Source organism: Adlercreutzia sp. CNCM I-6215 (genome assembly GCF_977072315.1).
Genome location: NZ_CDRVMA010000013.1, coordinates 85,032 through 96,094, shown reverse-complemented (window position 1 = coordinate 96,094; position 11,063 = coordinate 85,032). Strand labels below are relative to the sequence as shown.

Annotated in this window: 13 protein-coding genes and 4 tRNA genes; 10 read left to right on the top strand and 7 right to left on the bottom strand. The window is 57.8% G+C overall.

Annotated elements, in window-relative coordinates:
- Nucleotides 1-66: 66 nt before the first annotated feature.
- The 9 genes from ACW4LP_RS10355 (at nt 67) to ACW4LP_RS10315 (ending at nt 6,234) form a co-directional block, all read left to right on the top strand.
- Complete coding sequence (locus ACW4LP_RS10355) at nt 67-675, top strand: phage replisome organizer N-terminal domain-containing protein (protein ID WP_455803798.1); 609 nt, start codon at nt 67-69, stop codon at nt 673-675.
- Nucleotides 672-1,535, top strand: a complete 864-nt coding sequence (locus ACW4LP_RS10350) for an ATP-binding protein (RefSeq protein ID WP_238726050.1) — start codon at nt 672-674, stop codon at nt 1,533-1,535. The genes ACW4LP_RS10355 and ACW4LP_RS10350 overlap by 4 nt, the downstream gene beginning before the upstream one ends.
- A gap of 43 nt (nt 1,536-1,578) precedes the next feature.
- Nucleotides 1,579-1,773 (top strand): transposon-encoded TnpW family protein, encoded by a 195-nt coding sequence (locus tag ACW4LP_RS10345; RefSeq protein WP_455803797.1) that lies wholly within the window; start codon nt 1,579-1,581, stop codon nt 1,771-1,773.
- A 77-nt stretch (nt 1,774-1,850) separates the two neighbouring features.
- Nucleotides 1,851-2,216, top strand: coding sequence for a hypothetical protein (locus tag ACW4LP_RS10340; RefSeq protein WP_059004502.1), 366 nt, complete (start codon nt 1,851-1,853; stop codon nt 2,214-2,216).
- 509 nt (nt 2,217-2,725) lie between these two features.
- Nucleotides 2,726-3,397: a helix-turn-helix domain-containing protein gene (locus tag ACW4LP_RS10335; RefSeq protein WP_114539108.1), complete on the top strand. Its 672-nt coding sequence runs from the start codon at nt 2,726-2,728 to the stop codon at nt 3,395-3,397.
- A 12-nt stretch (nt 3,398-3,409) separates the two neighbouring features.
- On the top strand, nt 3,410-4,177 hold the full coding sequence (locus ACW4LP_RS10330; protein ID WP_114539109.1) for a DUF3800 domain-containing protein: 768 nt from the start codon (nt 3,410-3,412) through the stop codon (nt 4,175-4,177).
- 3 nt (nt 4,178-4,180) lie between these two features.
- Complete coding sequence (locus ACW4LP_RS10325) at nt 4,181-4,747, top strand: hypothetical protein (RefSeq protein ID WP_114539110.1); 567 nt, start codon at nt 4,181-4,183, stop codon at nt 4,745-4,747.
- Nucleotides 4,748-5,054: 307 nt separating this feature from the next.
- Nucleotides 5,055-5,522, top strand: coding sequence for a hypothetical protein (locus ACW4LP_RS10320; protein WP_114548386.1), 468 nt, complete (start codon nt 5,055-5,057; stop codon nt 5,520-5,522).
- A 157-nt stretch (nt 5,523-5,679) separates the two neighbouring features.
- The gene (locus ACW4LP_RS10315; RefSeq protein ID WP_114539112.1) at nt 5,680-6,234 is read left to right on the top strand and encodes a tyrosine-type recombinase/integrase; all 555 of its coding nucleotides are present in this window, start codon (nt 5,680-5,682) and stop codon (nt 6,232-6,234) included.
- A 98-nt stretch (nt 6,235-6,332) separates the two neighbouring features.
- On the opposite strand, the gene ACW4LP_RS10310 is transcribed toward ACW4LP_RS10315, so the two are convergent.
- The 6 genes from ACW4LP_RS10310 to ACW4LP_RS10285 all read right to left on the bottom strand — a co-directional run bounded on the left by ACW4LP_RS10310 (nt 6,333) and on the right by ACW4LP_RS10285 (nt 8,698).
- Nucleotides 6,333-6,407, bottom strand: a tRNA-Val gene (locus tag ACW4LP_RS10310).
- A 78-nt stretch (nt 6,408-6,485) separates the two neighbouring features.
- A complete protein-coding gene (locus ACW4LP_RS10305; RefSeq protein WP_114539113.1) occupies nt 6,486-6,950 on the bottom strand; it encodes a hypothetical protein in 465 nt (154 codons plus the stop codon).
- A 403-nt stretch (nt 6,951-7,353) separates the two neighbouring features.
- Nucleotides 7,354-7,429 (bottom strand) — tRNA-Gly (locus ACW4LP_RS10300).
- A 15-nt stretch (nt 7,430-7,444) separates the two neighbouring features.
- Nucleotides 7,445-7,518: transfer RNA gene (locus ACW4LP_RS10295), tRNA-Cys, on the bottom strand.
- 65 nt (nt 7,519-7,583) lie between these two features.
- A tRNA-Gly gene (locus tag ACW4LP_RS10290) sits at nt 7,584-7,659 on the bottom strand.
- 130 nt (nt 7,660-7,789) lie between these two features.
- Entirely contained in the window at nt 7,790-8,698 is a 909-nt protein-coding gene (locus tag ACW4LP_RS10285) for a TerC family protein (protein ID WP_173113088.1), read from the bottom strand.
- 283 nt (nt 8,699-8,981) lie between these two features.
- Here ACW4LP_RS10285 and ACW4LP_RS10280 point away from each other — a divergent pair, with 283 nt between their 5' ends.
- Entirely contained in the window at nt 8,982-9,902 is a 921-nt protein-coding gene (locus ACW4LP_RS10280) for a teichoic acid transporter (RefSeq protein ID WP_227070300.1), read from the top strand.
- 71 nt (nt 9,903-9,973) lie between these two features.
- Here the strand turns inward: ACW4LP_RS10280 and ACW4LP_RS10275 are convergent, their stop codons facing one another.
- Nucleotides 9,974-10,873, bottom strand: a complete 900-nt coding sequence (locus ACW4LP_RS10275; protein ID WP_114539115.1) for a cation diffusion facilitator family transporter — start codon at nt 10,871-10,873, stop codon at nt 9,974-9,976.
- Nucleotides 10,874-11,063: the final 190 nt, after the last annotated feature.

Genomic DNA, 11,063 nt, shown 5'->3' with positions numbered 1-11,063 from the left:
TGATTAGCGGTACCGAGACAGCCTACTCGCGGTACCGCCTTTTGCTGATCGCCGGTACCAAGCCAGGTGATCGATGGTACCGCGAGAGGTTACTACTCACCTTACACGGCGCAGATGATCGCCACCATTACCCGCCAGCAGATCGGCACTGTGGAGAGAGCCTTGCAGATCTTTTTGAAGCTGGGCCTTGTGGAAGTGCTGGACAGCGGCACATTCTACATGAGCAACATCGAACTTTTAATCGGCCAGTCCTCTACCGAGGCTGAGCGAAAGCGGGCTGCGAGGCTCCAAAATAAGGCTCTTTCTGCGCCCCGGACAAACGGCGGACATTTGTCCGACATTCGTCCACCAGAGATAGAGATAGAGTTAGAGAAAGAGATAGAGATAAAGAGAGAGATAGAGAAGGTACGCCCTGAAACGGGGCACCCTTCCCACACCTATGGCCGTTACCAGAATGTTTTCCTGACGGACGAGGAACTGGCAGACTTGCAGGCCAGTTTTCCCACTGTATGGGGCCAGTACATCGAAAAGCTGTCCGAATACATGGCCTCTACCGGTAAGCGGTATCAGAGCCATGCCGCCACCATCCGGCGCTGGGCCGGTGAGGACGCGAAAAAGGTGGCCCCGCCCACCCGCAACCGGGATTACAGCGTAAAGGAGGATGAAACCGTATGATGGAGATTACCGCAGAAATCCGGGCGTTCATCGACAAGGCAGCTGCTGGTGCGGAACTGGCTGAGGACGAGTATATAGATCCGTCAGACGGTCTCATTCACTGTAAGAAATGCGGCGGCCAGAGGCAGACCGTTGTGCCATGCTTTGGGAAATCCGGCTACTTTATGCCGCGCTGCATCTGCCAGTGCCAGCAGGAGGCTGAGGAGCAGCGCAAGGCTACTGAAGAACGGCAGCGCCGCATGGAGCGTATCAAACGCCGAAAGGCACAGGGTTTGCAAGACCGCTATCTCTATGACTACACCTTTGCCAACGACAACGGCAAAAACCCATTGATGGACAAGGCCCGCGCCTATGTGGAGAACTGGAAGGAGGCATATAAGAGCAATATCGGGCTTTTGCTGTTTGGAGATGTGGGAACCGGCAAGTCTTTCTTCGCCGGATGTATTGCCAACGCTTTGCTTGACCAGGATGTGCCGGTGCTGATGACGAACTTCCCCACCATTCTGAACCGCCTGACCGGGATGTTCTCTGAGGACAGGTCGGAGTTTATTGCCAGCTTTGACGAGTATGACCTGCTTATCATTGACGATTTGGGTGTAGAGCGCAGTACCGAATATACTATGGAGCAGATATTTTTCGTCATTGACAGCCGCTATCGCAGCCGCAGGCCCATGATCATCACCACCAACCTGAAGCTGGCCGAACTCAAAAACCCGCCTGACCTGGCCCACGCTCGTATCTATGACCGTATTCTGGAACGGTGTGCGCCGATTCTCTTTGACGGGAATAATTTCCGGGAAGAAAATGCCGGTGCTACCCGACAGGCAGCAAAAGACATTGTAAACAGTAAGCACGATTGATTTTTTACCGGGCGGCACAGACCCGTTCGGAGAAAGGAGCGCCATGAACAAAGAACCCCGTACTATGCAGGTGACAGACGCCGCTACTGCGTCCAGAGCGCCGAAAAACACGCCAGCGATGGTAACGAAAATCGGCAAGACAACCTACAAGGTTCATGTCCATTTCAGCAATACCAGCACAGAAACCATGAGCGATAAAATCAAGCGTATGCTCAAAAATGAAATTCAGCAGATGTGACAGACTGATAAACGAAGCCGCCTTGTGCTAAACTGATAATGGTACGCACCAAAATTTTTGTCAAGGAGGACACGAAAATGCTTTACACAGAAAAAGAGAAGCATGAAATTGAACGAGTAAAGGAGGTCTTTGCGGAACATCTGCGGCAAAGCCCTGATTTTGAACTGCTCTGGTCGGACAAGGTAGGCTATGTCTGGCTGGCGATTGGCGTCAATCCGCTTTATGTGGATACTGGCATTAGGATAGAATCAGCCGCCGATCTCTGCGGCAGGTGTTTGGATGATGTTGCTACGGATGTTTTATATATGACAGGCAACGATCATGCACTGGAAGCAGCCGATCCGCTGGAATTGGCGGAAATCAAGCGGCGCTGGGAGCCATATATCAACCAGCTGCCAGACTATGCGTATCTCTGCAAAGACCTGCTGAACGGAAAAATGTAATCTGTCAAACGAGGTGTCAGGAGCCATACGGTGCTTCTGGCACCTTTTTTGTAGATTTTTGTGAATTTGATTAAAAAGTCCTTGACAATTTGTCTCTGGTCTTGCCATCTTTGACTTCCTGCAGACCCATTTATTCACCTTCCAGCGGAGCTATATCTTTCTAAATCATATTGGTTAAATTCATGCACGGTATCGCGTAGCAGCATGCGCGCGTGCTCAGCGATGGCATTGTAGATGCTTCAATCTCCAACAACTAGAAAACTCTCAGCTTGCCCTCACAAGAAACATACGTGGCAATAGCCTTCACGCCTGAGGTATCTTTGATTTTTCGAGCTTCATACCCGAAGCGTCACGGACTGTTGCGAGCGTTAAACTATAAGGTCGCATCTTTTGCTTCCTTTCGTCAGCACAATTTATCACAAACTTTAGTAAAACTAAAAAAATAATTGAGATTTTTTTAATTGGTAGTAAAATGCTCATAGAAATTGAGTTTCATTGAAGGAGGCGATATGGGTATCCCTGAAAACATTGATGCATTACTGGTCAAATACGACATTAATCAAGACCATCTGGCACGAATAGCAGACGTGACACCCGGAGCGGTTACTGGCTGGCGCAAGGGCTCCACCCCCCGCAAAGATGCCGTGCGCAACATATGCGATTACTTCAATCTGAGCGAGGACGATATTCTCTCCGAGAATTACGGCCTAGCGGCAAAAGAGCATGGAGACTTTCCAGGAATATCTAACGCCCGTCCCGCCGTAGGCATGGCCATGGGCCTAGCGCCGCGCCTGGGGAAGGTGCACGCGGGGGTTCTCGCCCAGCCGGACGTGTGCGACGAGGCCACCATGGTGAGCATCCCGCAGTTTCTCGTGGACGAGGATCCCGACTGCTTCGTGGTGTCCAGCGAAGGCGATTGCATGGACAAGGTGCTCTCCGTCGGCAGCGACCTGGTAGTGTCGCGGAAGAAGCAGCCACGCGACAACTCGATCGTGATGGCGTCGGTGGACGGCTGCGACTACATCGTGCGCCGGCTGCGCATGACGGCCAACACCATGATCCTCTCGCCGGAGAGCCACAACCCCGACCACGAGGACATCATCATAAGGCGGGACAGCGAGCACAGCCTAGAGATCCCGGGCGTGATCACCTGGTATCAGGCCCCGAGGGAGATGGAGTAGGAGGACCCAGTAATGGAGCACAGTTCGAACTACATTTCAGCGCAAAATTTTAACAGGATTTTCTCAGGATCTGAATTCAACGTCTACTGCGACGAGAGCTGTCATTTGGAGCACAGCTCATCCAATGCCATGGCACTTGGGGCCATATGGTGCCCGAAACAGAAAACGCGGGAGATCAACCAAAGATTGATCGAGATCAAGAAGAAGCATCGCATAAAGCCAGAGGCCGAGGTGAAGTGGACGAAGGCCGCCCCGGGAAACCGATCTCTGTACGTCGATTTTCTCGACTACTTCTTCGACGACGACGATCTTCATTTCCGTGGCGTGGTCATACCGGACAAGAAGAAGCTCGATCACGCGCGCTACGGTCAGACTCACGATGAGTGGTATTACAAGATGTACTTCGTGCTTCTGAAGGCGATATTCCGCCGAGATGCGAGGTACTACGTCTACATAGACATCAAGGACACTCATTCGAGCGAGAACGCCCGTCGGCTCGAGGATGTGTGCGCCGCGAACGCCCACGACTTCAGCCATGAGATAGTGAGGCGCGTCCAGCCAATCCGTTCCGACGAGGTGCAGATCATGCAACTCGTTGATATCCTGACAGGAGCCATCTGCTACCGCCACAACAACCCCTATATCACCCCTCAGATGAACTCGACGAAGGTCGAATTGGTGAACAGGACCATCACTCGCTCGCAGATAAATCTCACGAACACCACGCTGTCGAGCGAGGACAAGCTGAACCTGCTGGTGTGGGAGCATGATTGGAGGTAGACCGTGGTTGAGGACTGGTGCTGGCTGCCTGATCTTCTCCCATGCGATGACCTTGCGCAATGGGAGGCTTACGAGGATCATCTGTACGAGATATTCGAGCGCGACTTCCTGCTGACGAAACCCACCTTCGAGGGACTTCCCGTCAACACGCGAAGACATCCAATGGAGCACGGTCGCGAAGAGGCGTTCTGGCACATAACGTGCTGCGACTACGGAAAGGACGGGGAGAGGCAACCCGACATGAACCGGTGCGAGCGCATTAGATGGGCGCGAGCGTTCATCGAGAATTGCGGCTGCAATCGCCCCGAATGCACGGAGTGCGAAGGAATGCTCGTATGGTCGACTCCTTACAAGGGGCACAGCCGGGTGAAGATGCTCCTTGAGGACGAGCAGTATCTCGTCGTGCTAGAGAGGAGGGAGAAATACTGCCTCCTGATAACAGCGTTTTACGTCGATCAGGAACACAGGCTTGAGAAACTGAGGAAGGAATTTGACAAAGTGTCCAGAGAAGCAGGAAGCGCCCCGAGAGGGACGCAACCAGATACTCCTTCTACACTTACGAGTCGGTAGATGAGCTATCTCGATTATAAGTTTGCAGCGCTGCAAAAGTAAAGGCACAAGATATTGAACGTTGATTTCGAATTTTGCAGAAAACCTTCCATAAATGAAGGATGAAACACAAGATGTTGCGGTTGAAGGATAGTGAACCTTTTCGCAACAAAACACTGTCTCGACAGTGCAACGGCAGTGCTCCGGCACTGTTCCGGCAGTGGGCGAGCAGTATTAAGAGAAGGAGCCCCGCTTTGATCTTGGCGGACTGGCGGGGCTCGCAGAAGAAATACCATCCTACGAATAGGAAGGCAAGGTGAATTGTACCATGGCCAAGGTAAAGGTTCGCGGCAAAGGCTCCGTGTACAAGATGGAGCGCGGCAAGTCGCGCGGCAAGTGCCGCAAGTGGCAGCTTCGCGCGGAGATCGATGGCGAGTTCGAGGGCGACGAGGGCTATGTCAAGACGAGGGTGTTCCACGGGACGTACTCCGAGGCGCAGGACGCCAAGGACGAGTTCGTGGCCGCCATCGAGCGCGGCGAGGTTAGGCGCGAGAGGGGGATGCTCTTCCCCGCCTACGCGGAGGCGTGGCTGGCCGAGCGGGCGGCGAAGGTCGCCTACGACACGTTGCAGAAGAACAGGTGCCACATCGTGTGCGCCAATATGCACCTCTCTAAGGCCCGGATCGAGGAAATTCGGCCTGGGCGCACCTGGATGCGATGTACAAGGCCCTCAGAAACGGCGAGAGCCCTTCAGGCAGGCCCTTGTCCGGAACCTACGTGCGCGACATATCCGTGACGCTCCACAGGATGTTCCGGGATGCGGTGAAGGGGGCGACGCCGACTCCAACCCGTGCGAGTACGCCGAGCCGCCGGCCATAGACACGGAGCAGCGCACCCCCCCTCCCGTCGAGGGCATCAGGGCGCTCGTCGATTCCCTCGATCCGAGGAAGCCCATGGAGTTCGCGCTTCGGGCGGCGGTCGGGTCGGGCATGAGGCGCGGCGAAATCGTGGGCCTAGACGTGCGGGACATAGACTTCGAGGCCGGAGAGATACACGTGGTGCACGGCACCGATAGCCTGGGGCGGCAGAAGGACACGAAGACCGCCGCGTCCAAGAGGGCGCTCCCCATGCCCGCGAGCCTCAAGGCGGACTTGAGGGAGCGCATTGCCGCCATAGAGGAGATGTTCGCGGAGACGCGGAAGGAGACGGGCAGCCCGTGGCCCGTCCTCGGAGACGACACGCCGCTCATGTGCAACGAGCTGGGCGAGAGGATGCGGCCCCATTCCGTCACCCGGTGGTGGGAGTGTCACAGGGACGGCTACGGCTGCCAGGGCATGACGCTGCACGATATGAGGCACAGCTACCTCACGGCCATGGCCCGCAAGAAGACCGACCCGAAGGTTCTCCAAGTGCTCGCGGGCCACGCGAAGTACTCCACAACCATGGACATTTACACCCATGTGGACATGGCCCAGAAGCACGAGGCGGTGGAGGCGATGGACTGGTAATGAAGTCACGGGGGCGGATTTTGAGTCCATTTTGCTTCCATTTGGACCCGGGAAAAGAAAAAGGTCAGAAGCTTTCAAGCCTCTGACCTGGTGTTTCATGGTGCGCGATACAAGATTTGAACTTGTGACCCCCACCGTGTCAAGGTGGTGCTCTCCCCCTGAGCTAATCGCGCATTCGGGGTTGCCGCCTCGCTTTCGTTCAGCAGCGAGTTAGTAGTTTAACAGATCGCCGTTCCCTGTCAAAGGGTTTTTCAGGATTCTTTGGAATTGGCGGCAGATGGCGCGGATGCGGGGGCAGGAGCCTGGCTTCCCTCATCGGATGCAGGCTCCCCTTCGGGAAGCTCGCGGCCCGATGCCGGGGCAATCTTGTCGTAGTTCCAACCGTTGGTGTACTTGGGAGGCTGCACCACCGCATAGCGGGCGCCGCACTTCTCGCAGATAACGACCTTGCCGGCCTTCGGGCGGAACATCCACCACACCACCCCGGCCGTGGCAAGGGTGACGACGACGGCCAGCACGATGAGCATATCCATCATGCCCACCTCGGCAGCATCGCCGGTCGTGAAACCCGCCAGAGCCACGAGCACCCACAGACCGAGAATGTAGATGGCGAACCCGGCCACGAGGACCTTCGCAACGCCCCGGGTCGGCAACGCCCCCTCGTATTGGGTGGCGCGAGCCTTGCACTCGCGGCATTTTACCTTGCTCGTCTCCATGGGCAACCGCCTCTCACGGCCGAATCTTTTCCGTATCGCCATACTACCATAGGGTGACGCTCATTTTGTGCACGCGATCAACAATTGAGGATGGACGATCTCTCCGCGTGGTCGTACCATCGAACAAGCCACCCGCAGCCTGAGGCTCTCTTTTGCCAGTTCCTTTTCCCGCTTTAGACAAAACAGCCCCTTGGGCTACAGGTTGCAATTCGAAATCGGGCAAAAACCCGCAGCTGGACACTGAGTTCTGTCAGGCTGGTTGTAGCCAAAGGGGGCAAAATGTCGTAGCACCTATCGTTCGGGATAAAAAGCCACGCTGGCACTGCGCTCTGCAGGCACGCTGCTTGACAAAAGCCCTCATACAGAAAATCGAGAGCCCGCAGGCTCCCGATTCGTGAAATCATGGAGCGGACAACGGGATTCGAACCCGCGACCCTCACCTTGGCAAGGTGATGCTCTACCAGCTGAGCCATGTCCGCATATAAGTTCCAGGTTGGAGGCGACGCCCAGATTCGAACTGGGGGTGAAGGCTTTGCAGGCCTCTGCCTTACCACTTGGCCACGTCGCCATTCCCTGGCGGCTGTCATTGCAAAGGCCGGTCAAACAAGAGCCTGACCGGCCTTCTGATGACAATGGAGCGGACAACGGGATTCGAACCCGCGACCCTCACCTTGGCAAGGTGATGCTCTACCAGCTGAGCCATGTCCGCATCGCGAGGAGATACTATAAGGGAAGCAGCCAGGCGATGCAAGCCCTAATTTCAAGAAATTCAAGACTCGTCCGCAAACGGCCGCCAAGGACGCCAGGAGCACCGAAAACGCCCTCCGACGCCCGCACCGCTAGTCGATCCGTTCGGCGTTCTCGATGGCGGCATCCACGCGGGCGCGGGCCTGCTCGCCCACCTTCGCCGGCTCCTCGCCGCCCTCGGCCTCGCGCACCGCCGCGTCGATGGCCTCGTCGGCCAGCTGCTTCTTCCACGCGTTCAGGCGGGAATTGAAGGCCATCTGTATGAACTCCAAGACCACGGCGAAGATCATCGCGAAGTAGACCATGAGCTTCTCCATGTGCATGTCGAGCACCTCGATGGAGGTGTGGATGCCGGCGGAGTCGAGCACGAGCAGAACGCCGATGGCGCAGATGAACACCAGTGCCAGGATCTTCATCTCCGGATGGCTGTTGATGAAGTTCGAGATGGGATCGATGAAGATCATCATGATGAACACGGCGATCATGACGGCCAGAATCATGACGATAAGGTGCTCGGCCAGGCCCACGGCCGTGATGACCGAGTCGATGGAGAACACGAGATCCATCACCATGATGGTGCCGACGGCCTGGGGCAGCCCGATGAGATGGCGAGCTTTGTGCTCCTCGGAGGTCTCGGCCTTGATCTCGGTGAGAGCCAGCACATCGGCCAACTCGCGGATGCCCTTGTAGATGAGGTAGCCGCCGCCGAGAAGCATGACGATATCGCGCACCGAAAAGCCGTGGCTGTAGGCGCCGAGGTTCACGGTGAACAGCGACGCGGTCATGTGCACCAAATAGGATGCGAAGCACAAAAACAGGATGCGCATGATGAGCGCCCCGGCCAGGCCCAGCTTGCGGCCGATATGCTGCTTCTCCGGTGGAAGGCGGTTGGTGGTGATGGAGATGAACACCAGGTTGTCCACGCCCAAAACTATCTCTAGGAAAATGAGCGTGAGGAGGCTGATCCAAGCCTCCGGCGTCAGAAAAATCGAAAGATCCACGTCTTCCTCCTCGGTCCGCGCGGGCCGGCCCATCCGACCCACAAAAAAAGACTCATGGTGCAGAACAGACCTTCGCGGTCAATCCTGCACCATGAGTCTCGCTAATTGAGGCTCGCCAGGTCCGCCGTTGCCGCCCATGCGCGCAACCGTGGCCACGATGTTGACGAGCCGCGCCCGAAGGCGCCAGCTACTCCCCCATGGAGTCCGTTTATCCTAGCAGAGAGCCAACGGGGAAGCAATGGTATAATCGGCAGCAACACCGTAACGTACAGGAGCGCCATTCATGACCCAAGACGAGAACCTGCGCGATTCCGTAGATTCAACCGAAGCCGCTGTAAGCCGCGCCGAGGAGGCGCGCCGCCGCAAGGCCAGCCATGCCCGATCGGGCGAAGCCGAGGTGCCTCCCACCCGCCGTGCAGGCTTCCACCCGCTGGCCCGCGAGCCGAAGAGCACCGTGCAGATCGGGGACGTGCGCTACTACGACGGCGCCGAGCTCTCCCGGCCGTTGGAGACGCCCCCTCGCGTGAGGGCCATCATGCTGGCCGCGATGGTCGTGGCCGCCGTCATCGGCTGCCTCTTTTTAGGTCGCTACTTCGACCAGATCATGAACGAGCCCATCCGCCAGCAGCAAACGCTGCAGGAGAATCTGGCCCGCGAGGTCTCCTACGACTTCCCTTTGCTCTCGTCGCTCATGCCGCTTTCCGACGAGGAAATCATGACCGCGCTTACCGATGCCGGCTACACTTTATACGAGCGCACCCCCGTGGGCACCGACCCCGACGGCGGCTTCGAGGTCATCAAGCTGCCCGCCGACGTCTCCCTGGAAGAAGCGGGGCTCATGTACGTGCAGGGCATCGACAAGCTGTCGGCCGGCGACGCCGTGAAGCTTTTGAAGGGAGCCTGGACGCTCACCGTCTCGCGCAAGGCGGGCGACGACATGCGCCTGCGCTACGCCGATTTCGCCTCGGGCACCATTGAGAAGGCCGTCCAGGGGGCCATGCAGGTGGAGGGGCTGGAAAATGCCGAGGTCACCGACAGCGGCGTGGACGACTCGGGCAACACCTACCAGGCCGGCGTCGTGTCCACGGACAACGGCACCTACAACTGGCGCGTGTCGGTCATCGAGCTGGACGAGGTCTACGACATTTCGGGCCTGCCGAACACCGCCTTCTACGTCGGCATCCGATTCACCGCCCAGGCCTAGGAAAGACGCCCTGGCCGTCCCCGCAGATTACCAAAAGCCGCCGCCCGCGAAATCGGACGGCGGCTTTTTTGCTAGCCCTCGGCCCGCTCGGCGGCCGTATCCGGCTCGATATGCACGAGCACTTCCTTGATTTGAGGGAAGGCCGCGGCCACGACACCTTCCACCTTATCTCCCAGGTCATGGGCGGCAAGCACCGTCATCTGCGGATCGACGAGCACGTGCAGATCGCAGTAGACCTCAGCCTCGGTGCCCCGGGTGCGCACGGCATGGATCGACCGCACGCCATCCACCTTCTCCGCCGCACGGGCGATGTCGGCGGCGGGAATGCGCGCGTGGTCGGAAAGGGTGCGCAGCCCCGTGCGGAACACGCCCACTGCGGAGGCGAGGATGGCCACGGTCACGAGCAGCGCCATAATGGGGTCGGCCATGGGGAACCCGGCCACGACGAAGCCGAGGCCGACGATGACGCCGATGGAGACGAAAGCGTCGGAGAGCGTGTGGGCCGCATCCGCCGCAAGGATCTCGCTCTTGAGCCGCTTGCCCGCGCGGCGCTCGTACAAGGTCACGAACAGGTTCACCACGAGGGTTCCCACCATGACGATGAAGGACACGGGCGTCACCTGAGCCGTGTAGGTGCCGGCGACCAGCTTCTCCACAGCCGAGGAGCCTACTTCGAAGGCAGCGAAGAGGAGCAGCACGCCGATGGCGAGCGAACCGTAGGTCTCGAACTTGGAATGGCCGTAAGGGTGCCCCGCGTCGGCAGGACGCGCCGCCAAGCTGATGCCGACAAGCCCGATGACGTTGCCCAGCGAGTCGAATACCGAGTGGATGCCATCGGCCTGCATGGAGGCCGATCCCGACGCCAGACCGTAGAAGTACTTGGAGGCGGCCACCACCAGGTTCAAGACGAGAACGATCCAAAGAACCCTCTCCACCTGCCGCCCATGAGCCGTCTTGCCATCTGTCGTCATGCAAATCACCTCTTACTATTCAGAACCGGAGAAGAGCCCCGAAAGCGCCCAAGGAAGTCAGCGAGGTTCCGACAGGTGCCTGGAATTGCCCCGCCTTGGGGCCAAGTTGGCTTGGGCCAACGCCGTGCCCCAAACAAGGGGCACGGCCAGGTGCCTGTCGGAACCGCAGCATCGGCGAAATGAAAAGAGC

Bases quoted from the DNA above. Each gene is read 5' to 3' on its own strand.
- ACW4LP_RS10305 (WP_114539113.1), bottom strand. From the start codon at position 6,950: ATGGAGACGAGCAAGGTAAAATGCCGCGAGTGCAAGGCTCGCGCCACC.
- ACW4LP_RS10345 (WP_455803797.1), top strand. From the start codon at position 1,579: ATGAACAAAGAACCCCGTACTATGCAGGTGACAGACGCCGCTACTGCG.
- ACW4LP_RS10350 (WP_238726050.1), top strand. From the start codon at position 672: ATGATGGAGATTACCGCAGAAATCCGGGCGTTCATCGACAAGGCAGCT.
- ACW4LP_RS10335 (WP_114539108.1), top strand. From the start codon at position 2,726: ATGGGTATCCCTGAAAACATTGATGCATTACTGGTCAAATACGACATT.
- ACW4LP_RS10275 (WP_114539115.1), bottom strand. From the start codon at position 10,873: ATGACGACAGATGGCAAGACGGCTCATGGGCGGCAGGTGGAGAGGGTT.
- ACW4LP_RS10280 (WP_227070300.1), top strand. From the start codon at position 8,982: ATGACCCAAGACGAGAACCTGCGCGATTCCGTAGATTCAACCGAAGCC.
- ACW4LP_RS10330 (WP_114539109.1), top strand. From the start codon at position 3,410: ATGGAGCACAGTTCGAACTACATTTCAGCGCAAAATTTTAACAGGATT.
- ACW4LP_RS10320 (WP_114548386.1), top strand. From the start codon at position 5,055: ATGGCCAAGGTAAAGGTTCGCGGCAAAGGCTCCGTGTACAAGATGGAG.
- ACW4LP_RS10340 (WP_059004502.1), top strand. From the start codon at position 1,851: ATGCTTTACACAGAAAAAGAGAAGCATGAAATTGAACGAGTAAAGGAG.
- ACW4LP_RS10315 (WP_114539112.1), top strand. From the start codon at position 5,680: ATGGAGTTCGCGCTTCGGGCGGCGGTCGGGTCGGGCATGAGGCGCGGC.